This is a genomic window from Micromonospora sp. M61 (assembly GCF_018070245.1).
In the GTDB taxonomy this organism is placed as follows: domain Bacteria; phylum Actinomycetota; class Actinomycetes; order Mycobacteriales; family Micromonosporaceae; genus Micromonospora; species Micromonospora zamorensis.
On sequence record NZ_JAGPYA010000095.1, the window covers coordinates 1 to 15,603 of the forward strand.

General features: G+C 71.4%; 15 protein-coding genes. 6 read left to right on the forward strand and 9 right to left on the reverse strand.

All coding sequences use genetic code 11. From position 1 onward, the window contains the following. Positions 1–82: 82 nt before the first annotated feature. Both KBX34_RS31410 and KBX34_RS31415 read right to left on the reverse strand, forming a co-directional pair. Positions 83–1,060 carry a sulfite exporter TauE/SafE family protein gene (locus tag KBX34_RS31410; protein WP_210928657.1) on the reverse strand — a complete coding sequence of 326 codons (978 nt, stop codon included), beginning with the start codon at positions 1,058–1,060 and terminating at the stop codon, positions 83–85. Between the two features lie 285 nt (positions 1,061–1,345). Next, complete coding sequence (locus KBX34_RS31415) at positions 1,346–1,810, reverse strand: Rrf2 family transcriptional regulator (RefSeq protein WP_088949303.1); 465 nt, start codon at positions 1,808–1,810, stop codon at positions 1,346–1,348. A 267-nt stretch (positions 1,811–2,077) separates the two neighbouring features. Between KBX34_RS31415 and KBX34_RS31420 the strand changes: the two genes are divergently transcribed. Further along, positions 2,078–2,746, forward strand: a complete 669-nt coding sequence (locus tag KBX34_RS31420) for a YceI family protein (protein WP_210793923.1) — start codon at positions 2,078–2,080, stop codon at positions 2,744–2,746. Positions 2,747–2,812: 66 nt separating this feature from the next. Here KBX34_RS31420 and KBX34_RS31425 read toward each other — a convergent pair whose 3' ends face one another. The 4 genes from KBX34_RS31425 to KBX34_RS31440 all read right to left on the reverse strand — a co-directional run bounded on the left by KBX34_RS31425 (position 2,813) and on the right by KBX34_RS31440 (position 7,224). Further along, a complete protein-coding gene (locus tag KBX34_RS31425; RefSeq protein ID WP_088949304.1) occupies positions 2,813–3,697 on the reverse strand; it encodes an acyl-CoA thioesterase II in 885 nt (294 codons plus the stop codon). Beyond that, positions 3,694–5,142: a pyruvate kinase gene (pyk, locus tag KBX34_RS31430; RefSeq protein ID WP_088949305.1), complete on the reverse strand. Its 1,449-nt coding sequence runs from the start codon at positions 5,140–5,142 to the stop codon at positions 3,694–3,696. The genes KBX34_RS31425 and pyk overlap by 4 nt, the downstream gene beginning before the upstream one ends. 205 nt (positions 5,143–5,347) lie before the next feature. Continuing rightward, positions 5,348–6,724, reverse strand: a complete 1,377-nt coding sequence (locus KBX34_RS31435) for an FAD-binding oxidoreductase (protein WP_210928659.1) — start codon at positions 6,722–6,724, stop codon at positions 5,348–5,350. 134 nt (positions 6,725–6,858) lie between these two features. After that, positions 6,859–7,224, reverse strand: a complete 366-nt coding sequence (locus KBX34_RS31440) for a YciI family protein (protein ID WP_088949307.1) — start codon at positions 7,222–7,224, stop codon at positions 6,859–6,861. Between the two features lie 279 nt (positions 7,225–7,503). On the opposite strand from KBX34_RS31440, the gene KBX34_RS31445 reads away from it, so the two are divergent. Further along, positions 7,504–8,376 (forward strand): aldo/keto reductase, encoded by an 873-nt coding sequence (locus KBX34_RS31445; RefSeq protein ID WP_088949308.1) that lies wholly within the window; start codon positions 7,504–7,506, stop codon positions 8,374–8,376. 133 nt (positions 8,377–8,509) lie between these two features. Here KBX34_RS31445 and KBX34_RS31450 read toward each other — a convergent pair whose 3' ends face one another. After that, on the reverse strand, positions 8,510–9,304 hold the full coding sequence (locus tag KBX34_RS31450) for a triacylglycerol lipase (RefSeq protein WP_210928660.1): 795 nt from the start codon (positions 9,302–9,304) through the stop codon (positions 8,510–8,512). Positions 9,305–9,536: 232 nt separating this feature from the next. On the opposite strand from KBX34_RS31450, the gene KBX34_RS34350 reads away from it, so the two are divergent. Beyond that, entirely contained in the window at positions 9,537–10,895 is a 1,359-nt protein-coding gene (locus tag KBX34_RS34350) for a pentapeptide repeat-containing protein (RefSeq protein WP_210928662.1), read from the forward strand. Positions 10,896–10,913: 18 nt separating this feature from the next. On the opposite strand, the gene KBX34_RS31460 is transcribed toward KBX34_RS34350, so the two are convergent. Next, positions 10,914–11,489: a TetR/AcrR family transcriptional regulator gene (locus tag KBX34_RS31460; protein WP_210928663.1), complete on the reverse strand. Its 576-nt coding sequence runs from the start codon at positions 11,487–11,489 to the stop codon at positions 10,914–10,916. A 215-nt stretch (positions 11,490–11,704) separates the two neighbouring features. On the opposite strand from KBX34_RS31460, the gene KBX34_RS31465 reads away from it, so the two are divergent. The 3 genes from KBX34_RS31465 (at position 11,705) to KBX34_RS31475 (ending at position 14,859) form a co-directional block, all read left to right on the forward strand. After that, on the forward strand, positions 11,705–13,171 hold the full coding sequence (locus KBX34_RS31465) for an MFS transporter (protein ID WP_210928664.1): 1,467 nt from the start codon (positions 11,705–11,707) through the stop codon (positions 13,169–13,171). 105 nt (positions 13,172–13,276) lie between these two features. Beyond that, a complete protein-coding gene (locus tag KBX34_RS31470) occupies positions 13,277–14,263 on the forward strand; it encodes an SEC-C domain-containing protein (RefSeq protein WP_210928666.1) in 987 nt (328 codons plus the stop codon). Positions 14,264–14,391: 128 nt separating this feature from the next. Then, positions 14,392–14,859 (forward strand): nitroreductase family deazaflavin-dependent oxidoreductase, encoded by a 468-nt coding sequence (locus KBX34_RS31475; protein WP_210928667.1) that lies wholly within the window; start codon positions 14,392–14,394, stop codon positions 14,857–14,859. A 144-nt stretch (positions 14,860–15,003) separates the two neighbouring features. Here KBX34_RS31475 and KBX34_RS31480 read toward each other — a convergent pair whose 3' ends face one another. Continuing rightward, a complete protein-coding gene (locus KBX34_RS31480; protein WP_088949318.1) occupies positions 15,004–15,267 on the reverse strand; it encodes a DUF6244 family protein in 264 nt (87 codons plus the stop codon). Positions 15,268–15,603: the final 336 nt, after the last annotated feature.

Here is a 15,603-nt window from a genome sequence, read left to right on the forward strand (position 1 = left end):
AGGCAGCAACATCCCTGATGTTGCGCGGATCTTCCTGTGCGATCTGCACGGCGCGGCATGATCACGCGGGTGTGGCGCGCGTTCAGCGCGGGTTGGGCGTACCCGTCGCGGCCAACTCGCCCGCGACCACCGCGGCCGGAGCGGCGGGAGCAGCAGGAAGGGCGTCGGGGGCGGCCTCGGCGGTCGCTGCTTCGGCGCGGGCCAGGCGGGTCCGGCGCAGGGCCCGCACGGCCAGCACCAGGGCGGCCAGCCAGCCGGCGGCCAGCAGGGCGTACGTGATGGGGCGGACCGGGCCGTCCAGCTCGGCGGAGCGGAGCAGGGTACGGGCGTTGGTCAGCACGATCACGCCGCCGACGGCCGCGCCGAGGAGTTGGGCGGGGACGATGCGCACCAGCCAGGCGGCCAGCGGGGCGGCGATGAGCCCGCCGATCAGCAGTGCCGCGACCGTGGGCAGCAGGAACCCCTCGGTGCCCAGCCCGATCAGGAAACCGACGCTGGCGGCGGCGGCCACGACGAACTCGGAGGTGTCCACCGAGCCGATCACCTTGCGGGGTTCCATGCGGCCGGAGACCAGCAGTGCCGGGGTGGCCACCGGGCCCCAACCGCCGCCGCCGGTCGCGTCGACGAAGCCGGCGACCAGGCCGAGGGGGCCGAGGAAACGACCGCGGAGACGCCCGCCGACCCGATCGGTGCGCAGCGGTCGGGCGAAGCGGATCAGCAGGTACGCGCCGAGGGTGAAGAGGATGGCAGCCATCCACGGCGCTGCCGCCTCGGTGGAGATCGAGCTGAGCACTGTGGCACCGGCGAAGGCGCCGATCGCGCCGGGTAGGGCGATGCGGGTCACCACCCGCCAGTCGACGTTGCCGAACCGCCAGTGCGCGACGCCTGCGGCAAGGGTGGTGCCGATCTCGGCCAGGTGCACCGAGGCCGAGGCGGCGGCCGGGGCTACCCCGGCGACCAGCAGCAGGGTGGACGAGGTCAACCCGTACGCCATGCCGAGCGAGCCGTCGATCAACTGCGCGACGAGCCCGACCAGAGCGAGGACCAGCAGCTTGCGCACAAGCGCCCCCTGACTTTTCGGCATCTCCTATCGACTTGGTCGACAATGCGGCACGGGGCTGCCAGGGTCAAGCCCCCGATCGGTGGATGGGACGCCTCCATGCGGAGCGCGGCACGAGAGACGACATCACGCCGCGTCGCACCAGGGATGACGTAACCAGTGGCCGCACTGCGAGGACAACAGACGCGGCGCGCCGCCGAGGACGACGTCAAGGGCGCGCATCGCGGCAGAGGCCGCCGGGCGGTGCGGGGCGGCAGGTTACGCCGGGTCTGAGCGGGGCGGCGCTCAGATCCAGGCGCGCGGGTCGGCGACCAGCTCGGTGACCCGTGCGGGCAGGGTGCCGGCTGCCACGTCGGCGATGCTGACCAGGTCCAGGATTTCCCGCTCGCTCGCCCGCAGCGCGATCCAGACCTCCTGGAGCGCCCGGGCCGGGCCGTGGTAGCCGAGCTGCTCGGGACGCTGCCCGCGTACGTGGGCGAGCGGCCCGTCGATCACCCGGATCACCTCGGCGAGGGAGATCTCCTCGGCGGGGCGGGCCAGCCAGTAGCCGCCCTCCGGGCCACGCTGGGCGTGCACGATGCCGCCGCGACGCAGCTGGAGCAGGATGCTCTCCAGGAATTTCGGCGGGATCTCCTGGGCACGGGCGATCTGGTCGGCCGTGACCGGCCGGCCGCGCCCAGGACCACTGGCCGTCGCGGCAAGCTCGGCGGCCGCGCGGAGGGCATAGTCGACCCGGGCGGATAGGCGCATGCCGGCAAGGTTAGTCGCTGGTCAGCCGGCTGGGCGGGCGACCCTCGGCCGATCGGGTACGCATCGATGGAAACCCGTGCCGCTCGCGCCCGTTCCCGCCACCGATGCGCAGCGGTGAAGTGCGTCATGATCCACCGCGCGGTGGGGGCCGAAATGCTGTTCTGGAGCGTCCTTATGCTGGGCGGGAGTACGAATGTCTGGCCATTTACGTGGCCGCCGGCAAGATATAGATAAACACCCGGGTGTGCTCGGGGGGAAGGCAATACGATGACCGATGTCGCCACACGCACCTGGGATGGCATGACCATCCCGGTCGCCGGCACCTATCTTCTCGATCAGGCGCACAAGCGGATCGGTTTCCTGTCCCGGCACATGATGGTGAGCCCGGTGCGCGGCGAGTTCGCCGAGGCCACCGCTGAGATCATCGTGGCGGAGGACCCGCTGCTCTCCTCTGTGACGGCGACCATAATGTCGGCCAGCATCACCACCGGGAGTGTCGACCGGGACACGCATCTGAAGAGTGCCGACTTCCTCGATGTGGAGCGCTATCCCACTCTCGAATATCGAAGCACCGGAATCAAATGGCAGGGCACCGAGGACCCCATATTCCAGTGGGCCCGTCTGCGCAACCATCGGTTGGGCGGACGAGGCCGGAGTCACATTGTTCCGCCGCAGTCCGACAGCACACCCGGACGATTCGTCCTCACCGGTGAGTTGACGGCGAAGGGGGTCACCCGGGCTGTCGACCTGGAGGTGAATTTCGGTGGCACCCGTCGTGATCCGTACGGGCAGAACATCTTCGGATTCAGCGCGACGGCCGAGATCAACCGCGAGGACTACGGCCTGCTCTGGAATGTCATCCTGGAGAGCGGCGGAGTGCTGGTCGGCAAGACGGTGCAGATCGAGATCGCCGGCGAGGCCATCTACCAGGCCTGACCCGCCTCATCCCCGCCACGACGCGGCCGTTGCGGACGCGCGCCTGGCGGGGATGATCGAGAAAGGTCAGGCGCCGACGCGGCGCAGCAGGCCCTCCTGGACGGCGCTGGCGATCTGCTGGCCGTCAGTGGTGAACATCCGGCCGGTGGCCAGCCCACGCGCGCCGGACGCCGACGGGCTCAGGCAGTCGTAGAGGAACCACTCGTCGGCCCGGAACGGCCGGTGGAACCACAGCGCGTGGTCCAGGCTGGCGCCGACCAGCCCGCCCGGCCCCCACACCTCGCCGTGCGCGGAGAGCACCGAGTCGAGCAGGGTGAGGTCCGAGGCGTAGGTGAGCGCGCAGGCGTGCAGGAGCGGATCGTCCGGCAGTTTGCCGTCGATGCGCATCCAGACCCGCTGGTGCGGGTCGGCGGGCCGGTCACCGGGACGGACCCAGCCGGGCTCGCCCACGTAGCGCACGTCGATCGGACGCGGGATCTGGCCCCAGATGCCCAGCCGCTCCGGGTAGCGGGAGAGCCGGTCGGTCATCGTCGGCACGTCCTGCGGCATGGGTACGTCCAGCGGGGCGATGACCTGGTGGTCCAGGCCCTCCTCGGCCCGCTGGAACGACGCCGACATGAAGAAGATCGGCTTGTCGTGCTGGAGGGCGACCGCGCGGCGAACCGAGAAGGACCGGCCGTCGCGGATGTTCTCCACCTGGTACTCGATCGGCTCGACCGGGTCGCCGGGGCGGACGAAGTATCCGTGCAGCGAGTGCACGAAGCGCTCCGGGTCGACAGTGCGGCCGGCGGCGACCAGGGCCTGACCTGCGACCTGGCCGCCGTACACCCGTTGTGGGCCGACCGGGGGGCTCATCCCCCGGAAGGTCATGTCCCCGGTCGGGTCGAGGTCCAGCACTTCCAGGAGCTGGTCCACGGCGGCCTGGCCGACCGCGACCCGACCGTCGCTCACTGCAGCGCCCGCGCCGACGCCGCGTCGACCAGCGACCCGAGCTGGTGTACGCGCAGCGTGTTGGTCGAGCCGGGGGTGCCGGGCGGGCTACCGGCCACGATCACCACGTAGTCACCCGGGTTGGCCCGGTTGAGGCCCAGCAGCGCCTGGTCGACCTGACGGAACATGTCATCAGTGTGCTGCACGAACGGCATCAGGAAGGTCTCCACGCCCCAGGAGAGGGCGAGTTGGTCGCGCACCTCGGGCACCGGCGTGAAGGCCAGCAGCGGCAGGTCGCAGTGCAGGCGGGACAGCCGTCGGACGGTGTCGCCGGTCTGCGAGAAGGCGACGAGCGCCTTGGCGTTGATGGCCCGGGCGATCGACGAGGCGGCGACGGTGAGCGCGCCGCCGTGGGTACGCGGGTCGTGCTGCAACCGGGGCACGCCGATCGAGCCGGACTCCGTGGTCGTCACGATCTTGGCCATGGTGCTGACGGTCAGCACCGGGTATTTGCCGACGCTGGTCTCGCCGGAGAGCATCACCGCGTCCGCGCCGTCGAGCACCGCGTTGGCGACGTCGGAGGCCTCCGCCCGGGTGGGGCGGGAATTCTCGATCATGGAGTCGAGCATCTGGGTGGCCACGATGACGGGCTTGGCGTTCTCCCGGCACAGCTGCACGGCGCGCTTCTGCACCAGGGGCACCTGGTCCAGTGGCATCTCGACACCGAGGTCACCGCGGGCGACCATGACACCGTCGAAGGCCAGCACGATGGCCTCCAGGTGCTCGACCGCCTCCGGCTTCTCGACCTTGGCCAGGACCGGGCGGAACACGCCCTCCTCGGCCATGATGCCGTGCACGAGCTTGATGTCCTCGGCCGAGCGGACGAAGGACAGCGCGACCAGGTCGACACCGAGGCCCAGGGAGAAGCGAAGGTCCTCGGCGTCCTTGTCCGACATGGCGGGCACGCTGACAGCCACGTTGGGCAGCGAGACGCCCTTGTTGTTGGAGACCGGGCCGCCCTCGGTGACCAGGCAGCGGATGTCGTTGCCGGTGACGTCGGTGACCTCGACGGCGACGCGGCCGTCGTCGATCAGCAGCCGGTCGCCGGGCTTCACCTCGTGCGGCAGCTTCTGGTAGGTGCAGGAGACGCGCTCCTTGGTGCCGATGATGTCGTCACCGGTGATCACGACCGAGTCGCCGGTGCGCCACTCGTGCGGGCCGTCGGCGAACTTGCCGAGCCGGATCTTGGGGCCCTGGAGGTCGGCGAGGACGGCCACCGGCTTACCTGCCGCTTCGGACGCCTCCCGGACCAGTCGATAGACCGCCTCGTGGTCGGCGTGGCTGCCGTGGCTGAAGTTGAGCCTCGCCACGTTCATGCCGGCCTCGACAAGACCCCGGATGCGCTCCGGGGACGAGGTGGCGGGACCCAGAGTGCAGACGATCTTTACGCGGCGTGTCACGCCCATCAGGCTAGTCTCTCCTTCAGGTCGGACTCGGGGCCGACCCATTGCAGGCAGCGGAACATGTGTCCAACGACGCGCGGTGCGCGTCGGGCCGGCGGGTGGAACCGCACCGGGAACGTTGTGGCGACGGGCAACGGCGACCGCGCGCCGGGAATCGTACGCCTCCGGTGGCGTGCGCTGTCGGGGTGCTCCCGGCGGCAGGTCACCATCAGCGCCGCGACCGGGGCAGGGTGGGCACCGCGGTGAGCAGGTCACGCGGGTCGTAGCGGTGCTTGGCCCGGCGTAGCCGCGGCCAGTTCGCGCCGTAGGCGAGCTGGACCCGGTCGGTCTCCTCGGGGGCGAGCAGGTTGGGGTAGCCACCGGGCAGGGCGTGCGGTGCGAGTGCGGCCGAGGTGTGCTCGGCCCACTCCCGGTGTGGCCTGGCCTGGTCGCCGGGTGCCCAGACCGCGATGACCTCGGTCAGCAGGTGGTCGGTGCGCAGGCCGAACGCCGTGTCGGCGAGACGGACCCGGGTGGCCGCGCCGTGGAAGTGGTGCACGGCCAGCGCGGAGAACGGGGAGCTGACCTGCCGGGCCACGTCGACGAGCACGTCCACCGTGCTGGCGGTGAGCGCGGGCAGCCAGCGGGTACGCAGCAGGTAGTGGTTGCCGTCGACCATCCCGCCGTCGAACATCCGCAGCGCGTCCGCGTACGGCATCGGGGTGATCTGGTCGACCAGCGGGGTGCCCAGCGCGCGCAGCCGATCCATCCACGGCAGCCCGGCGTCCAGGTCCGGGCCGCTGTAGAACGGGCAGACGAAGATGACCGGTTCGCCGGCCGGGCCGGGCAGGAAGCCGGTCATCACGGTCAGCTCGTCCGGGGCTTCGGCGATGAGCGCGCCGTAGCCGCGCAGAACGGCCGGCGCCTCCGCCAGAGCGAACATGATCATGCCGGCCAGCACGCCGGGCAGCCGGTGCGCGCGGAAACGCAGCTCAGTGACCACGCCGACGTTCCCACCGCCGCCGCGCAGCGCCCAGTACAGCTCGGCGTCGTGTCGAGGGTCGGCGGTGACCCGGCGGCCGTCGGCGAGGACCACCTCCGCGCCGAGCAGGCTGTCCAGGGTCAGCCCGAACCGGCCGCACAGCGGCCCGTACCCGCCGGCGAGAGTCAACCCGGCCATGCCCACGTCGCCGACGGTGCCGGTGGGCACCACCAGGTCGTACGGGCGGGCGGCGGCCAGCAGACCGGCGGCCGTGACGCCGCCGCCGATGGTGACCGTGGCCGCGTCCACGTCGATGTCGACCGCGCGCAGACCGGTCAGGTCGAGCACCACACCGCCGTCGCGCAGCGCCCGGCCGGCCCAGTCGTGCCCTCCGGAGCGGACCGACAGCGGCAGGTGGCACTGGGCGGCCACGCGGACCGCGTCGGCCACCTCGTCGGCGTCCAGGCACTGGGCCACCAGGAGCGGCGTGCGCTGAACCGCACCGTTCCAGAGCGTCGTGGTGGTGACGTACGCCGGATCGCCCGGCTCGTGCAGCCGGTCGCCGAGCAGGGCGCGCAGCCGGGTGGTGGCCGTCGCGACATCGGGGGTGGCGGCGGAGATCATGGCGACTCCTCGACCGGGGCCTACCCAAGGCTTTCCGGGTACGCCCCGGCGGCGGCCCTCGCTGGGCGCGACCGTAACACCGGCAGGCAGCCGAGCGCCGTCGCCATCACGACAGCCGTCGATTGATCAGGTGGTCAGCTTTCCGTCTTCACCAGCGGAAACTCCAGGGATCCGGCCGGGCAGAGGAAGGTCAGCACGTCCACCCGGTAGAGCCCGGCCTGCACCGCCGGGTCGGCCTCCAGCACGCTGCGGACGTCGTCGACGCTGCCGGTGCGGGCCAGACCGAAGCCGATCGGTGGCTCCGGCTCGCGGGCCGGCCCGTCCACCGAACCGGCGACCAGGATGATGCCGCTTCGCTGTAGCGCCTGCATGTGCTCGGCGTGCTCGGCCTGCAACCGCTGCACGGTCTCGGCGGGCAGGACCCGCCCGGCCGCGCCGGGATAGATCACGATGCACTCGTACGTGTCGAGCGCGAAGTTGACCTGCGGCACTCCCGCCATGGGTGCTCCCTCTGCCGTCGCGCCGGAAGGCACCGGCTCCGGCCAGCGTCGCACGGACGCCCCGGTCGTACCGGCAGCTTCCGGGCAATGCCCGGCGCGGACTCCAGGCGACCGCCCGCCGCGGCTTGCGGGTGAGGTGCCCGACGCGGCTTGCGGGTGAGGTGTCCACGCACACAGTCGGCCGACGAGCGGAATACCGGCCGGCTGCCGGGGGATGATCTATCTGGTGGCGGGTGGGCCTTTCCACGCCCCCACGACACGACGATTGGGGATCGGCCAATGGCGACCAACATCAGTGAGCAGCCCGCGAAGGCGTCCGGCACGTACCGCATCGGTGGCGACGTCACCGTCAACCGGCTCGGCTACGGGGCGATGCAGATCACCGGCCCGGGTGTCTGGGGAGACCCGAAGGACCCGGCCGAGGCGGTTCGGGTGCTGCGCCGCGCGGTCGAGATGGGCGTGACGTTCATCGACACCGCCGACTCGTACGGCCCGTTCGTCTCGGAGTTGCTGATCCGGGAGGCCCTGCACCCGTACGCCGATGACCTGGTCATCGCGACCAAGGCCGGGCTGAGCCGCTCCGGCCCCGGCGACTGGCGTGCGCTGGGCCGCCCGGAGTACCTGCGCCAGCAGTGTGAGTTGAGCCTGCGGCACCTCGGCCTGGACAGCATCCCGCTGTACCAGCTGCACCGGATCGACCCGAAGGTGCCGCTCGCGGACCAGTTGGGTGAGCTGGCGCTGCTGCGCGAGGAGGGCAAGATCCAGCACATCGGTCTGTCCGAGGTGAGCGTCGCGCAGATCGAGGAGTCCCGGGCGATCACCACGATCGCGTCGGTGCAGAACCTGTACAACCTCGCGAACCGCAGCGCCGAGGACGTGCTGGAGTACTGCGAGCGCAACGACCTCGCGTTCATCCCGTGGTTCCCGATCGCGACCGGTGAGCTGGCCCGCCCGGGCGGCCCGCTGGACGCCATCTCCACCGCGCACGGCGCGTCGCCCGCGCAGCTCGCGCTGGCCTGGCTGCTGCGCCGTTCGCCGGTGATGCTGCCGATCCCCGGTACGTCCTCGGTGGCGCACCTGGAGGAGAACGTGGGCGCTGCCGACGTGCGGCTCACCGACGACGAGTTCGAGGCGCTCGCCAAGGCGAGCTGACCCACCGGTGCGGACGCCGTCGGTGTCAGTCGACGGCGTCCGCGCCATCCCGTTTCGCCGTACCGTCGCCGACCCGACACTCACCGTCGCGCCCGTGGGGGTGGTCCCGCCGGGACCACCCCCGTGGACCGGGTCAGAGCGCGAGGCAGTTGGGTCGCACCGGGCCGTCGACCAGGGCGCCACGCACGATGGTGTACGCCGTGCCGTCGAGCACCAGGCCGAGGTGCCCCACCACCCGCAGCGGGCAGTACGTCTGGATCAGCACGTTGGTCGCACCATCGTTGACCACGGCGTTCCCGGTCGGCCGGACCAGCTCGTCCTGAAGCGTTCGGATGGTGGTGTAGCGCACCGCGCCGGGGGTGTCGTCGCCGGCGTTGAGGTCGGCGAGGAACGCCGAGCCGATGGTCATCTGCTGGCAGGCCACGACGCCGGCGCAGCTGCCCAGCCCGAGGAACGCCACGATGTTGGCGACGTAGGTGCCGTACTGCGGTGTGCCGAGGCTGACGTAGCGCCCGATGGCGGCGGTGCCGCCGAGCCGCTTGAGGTAGTAGCGGCTGACCAGGCCGCCTTCGGAGTGGGCCACGACGTCCACTGTCGCCGCACCGGTGCTGGCGCGCACCTGGTCGACGTAGGTGGCGAACGCGCGGGCGGACGTGGGGATGTCGCCGAGGCCCAGCCCGGGCAACTGGTAGATGAAGGTGCGGTAGCCGTCGGCGCGCAGCCGGGCGGCCATCGGCTCGTACGCGACGGCGATGCCGCTGAGCCCGCCGACCACGATCACCGGGTTGGCCGCGGCGGCGGCGGCGAAGGCTTCGGGGATGACGGGAGCCGGGGTGGGATCGGCGGGGGCGGCGGTCGCCGTGCCGGCGGACGCGAACAGGGCGGCGGCGACGAGGGACACGACGAGGGCGGTCTTTCGGAGCAGCATGGCTGCACCTCCGGGGGGGAGGCACCCGGCGTACCGGGCAGGTGGGTGGGGGTGTCCGGTCGACCGTGCGACGATCATCCCCGCAACAATTCAGAAACGTCAATGACTTGTTACGCGCCGGTAACCCGTTGTCCCGGCGAGGGCGCAAACGCGCAAATCGCGGCGCTCCACATCGGACCGCCGGCACGGCGCGCGCACCCCGGGTCGGGTCAGCGGATGGCATGCTGTGGCCGTGGCCGCCGACGAACCCACCGAGCGCCAGCTACGGGTGATGCCCTGGTGGCTGGTCCTGGTCGGCCTGCTGCTCGCCGCCGCCCTGGGCTGGCTGGTGCTGGACCTGCTGCTCACCGAGGCCGACCGGGCCAGCCAGCCGGACATCCGCGCCACGCTGCGCATCGACGCGATCCGCACCGGCCTGACCGTGGTCGCCGGCACCGGCGGAGGGCTCGCCCTGCTCCTGGCCGCCCGCCGCCAGTGGATCACCGAACGCGCGCAGCGGCACCAGGAGAGCGTCGCCGCCCGGGACCAGGCCCACCGCGACCGTGTGCAGGCGCACGCCGAGTCGGTGGCCGAGGCCGCGCAACGCCAGCAGGACCGGCAGTCCACCGCCGCCGAGCACGACGCCGCCGAACGTCGACTGACCGAGCTCTACACCCGGGCCGTCGAGCTGCTCGGCAACGACAGCGCGGCGGTACGCCTCGGCGGGCTGCACGCGCTGGAACGCCTCGGTCAGGACAACCCTGGGCAGCGCCCGACGATCGGGGCGGTGCTCTGCGCGTACCTGCGGATGCCGGCGCCCGACGACGAGCCGCGCGAGACGGAGGTCCGGCGCACCGCGCAGCGTGTGCTGACCCGCCACCTGCGGGCGGACGGCGTGGCCCACTGGCCGGAGGTGGTGCTGGACCTGACCGGTGCCACGCTGGTCGACTTCGACGCCACGGGCTGCACGCTGGTCGACGCGAACTTCACGGCGACGGCGTTCACCGGCACGACCACCTTCGCGGGCGCGACGGTGCGGGGGCGTCTCCAGCTCGGGGCGGCGACCTTCGGCGACGTGGTCTTCGAGGGCGTCGCGGCCGACGGTGAGGTCCTGCTGGACGGCGTCCGCGTCAGCGGTCAGGCCACCTTCGACGGGGCCACGTTCAGCGACGGCCTGTCCTGTCGACGGTCCACCTTCTCCGGTCACACCTCGTTTCGCCAGGTGACCTTCGGTCAGCCGACCAGCTTCGACGCGACCCGCTTCGAGGACTCCACCACGTTCCGGCAAGCCGTCTTCGAGGGCGCCCTGTCGATGGAGCACACCGAGTTCGGCCGGTCGGCCAACTTCCACGCTGCCCGTTTCACGAACATGGCGCTGTTCCGCTGGACGGTGTTCGGGGCGGAGGCGTTGTTCGACCAGGCCCGCTTCACCGACGCCGCGAACTTCGGCCGGGCCCGGTTCCACAGCATGACCAGCTTCCGCGACACGCAGTTCAGCCGGCCACCGCAGGTCGATCAGGCCCGGGCGGTGGTCGATCCCGGTCACCGCTGGCCGGCGGGCGCGGTGGTCCAACAGCTCGATGACGAGTGGCTGCTGCTGGTCGACCGCTGACCGGTCGGCGGGCGAGCGTCAGCGGATGGGCGCGCGCAGCCCGTCCAGGGCCACGCCGAGCACCCGGTCGCGCTGCTCGGGTGACGGGAACTGTGCCATGGTGAGGCCGCTGATCAGCCGCACCACGTCGTCGAAGCCGATGTCGTCACGGACCACGCCGGCTGCCTGGCCGCGACGCATCAGCGGCTCGCCGGCGGAGTAGATCTCCGTCCGGCAGCTCCGGAAGATCTCCGAGTCGTGCAGCAGATGCTCGGCGAGCGCCCGCTTGGTGGCGACGTACGCGACGAAGCGGTGCAACCAGGCGACGAGCGCGTCCCACGGTGGCAGCTCGGCCAGGTCCTCGGCGGAGCGGCTCAGCGCCCGGACCTCCTCGACGTACACGGCCTCGAAGAGGTGCCGCCGGCTGGGGAAGTTGCGGTAGAGCGTGCCGATGCCCACCCCGGCCCGGCGGGCCACGTCCTCCAGGGAAGCGGCGGCGCCGTTCTCGGCGAACGCGTCGCGCGCGGCGGCGACCAGAGCGTCGTAGTTACGCCGTGCGTCGGCCCGCTTCGGGCGTTGCGCGAACACCTCGGGCACCTGCCCCGCGCTGGTCATGACGTGCGTCACCTCGTCCTGGTTGCAACCGGAGGCAACCCTCCGCTAGCTTAGTGGAGGCACCCCTCCGGAATCCCGGAGGCCTGCCTCCGCTTAGCTTACCTCGGGACCCGCCCGATCTGCCTGGCCACCCGATCGCCCGGACCCGACAGCCAGCCCGCCACAGACGACGGGTGACAAACCTCCTTCCGTACCTTTATCAGGAGTCTTCTCTCGTGGCAGTGACCTCCCGACGCAGCTCGCGTCGGCTCACCTTCACCGTGCTCGCCGCCGGTGCCGGGTTCTTCGCGATGCTCCAGTCGCTGATCACCCCGGTGCTGCCGACCATCCAGCATGATCTGCACACCTCCCAGAACACCGTGACCTGGGTCCTGACCGCCTACCTGCTCTCCGCGTCGATCTTCACGCCGATCCTCGGACGGGTCGGCGACATGGTCGGCAAGGAGCGGATGCTGGTCGTCGCGCTCGCCGCGCTCGCCCTCGGCTGCCTGCTGGCCGCCATCGCGCCGAACATCGGCGTCCTCATCATCGCCCGGGTCGTGCAGGGCATCGGCGGAGCGGTCTTCCCGCTGTCGTTCGGCATCATCCGCGACGAGTTCCCCGCCGCGCGGGTCTCCACGGCCGTGGCCGCGATCTCGGCGATCGTCGCCGTCGGCGGTGGCCTGGGCATCGTGCTGGCCGGCCCGATCGTCAGCACGCTCGACTACCGCTGGCTGTTCTGGATCCCGATGGTCGTGGTCGGGCTGACCGCCGTGGCCGCCCACCTGTTCGTCCCCGAGTCCCCGGTCCGCACCCCCGGTCGCATCGACTGGCGAGCGACAGTGCTGCTCTCCGGCTGGTTGGTCGCGTTGCTGCTGCCGATCAGCCAGGGCGCGGCGTGGGGCTGGACCAGCCCTCGGGTGCTCGGCCTGCTGGCCCTCGCCGTGGTGCTGCTGGTCGGCTGGCTGGTCGCCGAGGTGCGGTCGCCCAACCCGCTGATCGACATGCGGATGATGCGCCTGCCCGGCGTCTGGACCACCAACCTGGTCGCCCTGCTCTACGGCGCGTCGATGTTCTCCGTGTACGCCTTCCTCCCCCAGTTCCTGCAGACCCCGACCGCCGCCGGTTACGGCTTCGGCGCGAGCATCAGCCAGGCCGGTCTGCTCATGCTGCCGATGCTCGTCGCGATGTTCGTCGCCGGCATCGTCGCCGGCCGACTCCAGGCCGTCTTCAGCGCCAAGGCACAGCTCGCCACCGGTGCCACGTTCAACGTGGCCGCCTCCGCGATGCTCGCCGTCGCGCACGACACCCGCTGGGAGGTCGCCATCGCCGGCGGCCTTGTCGGCCTCGGCATCGGCCTGGCCTTCGCGTCGATGGCCAACCTGATCGTCGCCAGCGTGCCCGCCAGCCAGACCGGCGTGGCCACCGGCATGAACGCCAACATCCGCACCATCGGAGGCGCGATCGGGGCCGCCGTGGTCAGCGGTGTGATCACCGCGAACCCGCAGGCCAACGGCCTGCCCCGGGAGGCCGGCTTCACGATGGGGTTTCTGGTCCTCACGGCCATCGCGCTGGCCGCCGCGCTCGCGGCCCTCGCCGTCCCGTCCGCCCGGCGGAAGGCGGCCGGTACCCGGCCGTCCGCCACGACGATCGTCGAGTCCGAGCTAGCCGGCGAGTTCGCCACCATGCCCGCGACCCGCTGAGGGAACGTGTCGGAGCCCGGGCGGTTCGCCGCCCGGGCTCCACCATGTCCGGGAGTACGCTGGCCGCTTCCCCGTCCACCACTCGCCGTTCTTCAGGATGCCCACATGCCCGAGTTGCTGACCACCGACCGCATCGAGGAGATCGGCTCCCTGGGTCCGGAGAGCCCGGACCCGGCCGCGCTGGTCGCCGAGTTGGTGGGCGCCGTTGACGAGGGGCGGGTCGCCGACCCCGACGACACCGCGTACGCCCTGCTGGTCGCCGCGGACATCCTGGAGCAGGCGGGTGACCTGGCCGACGCGCTCGCACTGGCCACCCGCGCCATCGCCGAACAGCCCGACGAGGACGCGTACGCCCGCTCGGTGCGCGGTGGTCTGCTGCTGCGCCTCGGCCGCTCCGACGAGGGCATGGCCGAGCTGACCGCCCTGCGCCCGCTGCTGGAGACCAACCCCAACGCCACGTACCTGGTCGACGAGCTGGCCGAAGCCGGCCACACCGACCTGGCGCTGGAATGGCTGACCGGGGCGCTCGACGCGATCCTGGAACGGACCCGCAACCAGCAGCACGAGTCCGAGGACGCCCAGGACGAGGCCGCGGCCATGATCTACGGCCTGACCCAGCGGCGACACAACCTGCGCGAGGAGATGGGCCTCCCGCACGACGAGTACGACAACCTCGCCGACCGGCTGCGCGCCGCGAGCGACCACGCGCTCGACGCACTGGACGAGGGCCCCGCGACGCTGCTGTTCTGGCCGCAGGCGGAGTTCAACGCGCTGCTGCTGCGCTGGCCCGCCCTCGCCGACAGCTACCCCGCGAGCTGGGACGAGCACCGCGCCCAGACCGAACGCGCCCTCGTCGACGCATCCGGGCTGGGCGGCCTCGACCTGGGCGTGGTCGTCGGTTCCGTCGCCGGGTTGGCGGCCCTCGCCGAACGCGAGGGCAGCGACCCCACCGACGAGGAAACCCAGGACGAGTACGCCGACTCGCTCACCGGCCCCGACCTCAGGGCCTGGCCGCCCGGGCGCAACGACGCCTGCTGGTGTGGGTCGGGGGCGAAATACAAGAAGTGCTGCCTGCCGCGCTCGCGCGGATGACCCCCTCGGTCCTGGCCCCACGCGACTGGAGGCCATGTCCCGTGAAAGCCTGATGCCGGTGAATCGTCTTGATGACTCACCGGCCTGCCCTCCCCCCAGCGGACAGGCCCGATGAAGGAGGCGAAGCGATGACCGCGCAGGAGCAGCACGAAACGATCGAGGACAGCCCGGTCGGCTGGGTGGCCAAGCACATCCAGCGGTACGTCGAGACCGACGGCGCCGACGGCGGCACCTACCACGGCGTACCGTCGCTGCTGCTCACCACCCGCGGACGCCGCACGGGCGCCCTGCGCCGCACCGCTCTGATGTACGGCCGCGACGGTGACAACCACCTGCTGGTGGCGTCCAACGGGGGCGCGGACAAACACCCCGCCTGGTACCTGAACCTGAGCGCCGACCCGGCGGTGGAGATCCAGGTCGGCGCGGAGCGCATCGCCGGTCGGGCCCGCACGGCGACGGGCGAGGAGCGGGCCCGGCTGTGGCCGGTGATGACGAAGGTCTTCCCGACGTACGAGCGCTACCAGAAGGGCACCGACCGCGAGATCCCCCTCGTCGTCATCGAACGCGCGCCTCGGAAAGAATCAACAGACAATTGATCTCTGTGAATGTCGGAGAGGGCTAGGGCGACCGTAGGTAAGCACCCACTCCGGCAAGGAGAAGGGTCGCGTACGCCTCCGGCTGGGGTCCTGTCTACTGCACCGGCCAGACCCGCTGAACCGATCGGGCCTCACCGCCCGTGGTCAGTTTCCCAGCGCTCGAACCTTGGCGATCGTCTCCTGGACGTGCTGCTTGGCCGGGTCGCCGCCCTGGGACGCCTGCGCGAGCGCCTGACGGTACGCATCGATCATGCCGACCAGTGGGCCGGCTGCCACGCCTTCCAGCGCACCAGCCACGAGTGCCCGCGCCTCGGCCGCGTCCTGGGCTGCCGCTGCGGTCTTGGCCTTCGCCTCGTCCAGCTTCTGCGACGCCGCCGCCAGCCTCGCGATGATCTGTGCTGCGCTCACGCGCGCCTCCCCCGTGGTCGACCATCGCCTCCACCACCGCACCGGCGGAGACCACATGGGAGCGTACGAGATCCAGACACTGAGCGCGACCACTCGCTTGCTCACCCGCCAGCTCGGGATTGACGGATGCCCGAAAAATGCCAGTAGCCAGAAATGATCCACCCCGATCCCGCGCGAAAAGCGAGATCTTGGACAGTTTCCGTTCCGAGGGCGGGCTCAACCGGTGGTTGCAACACCCTTCCGTGATGTTCGTTGGGGTGGTTATGGCGTCGAGGTTGAGTCCGTTTGAGCGGGAGCAGATCGGGTTGGGTCGGGCTGCGAGTGAGTCGTTGCGGT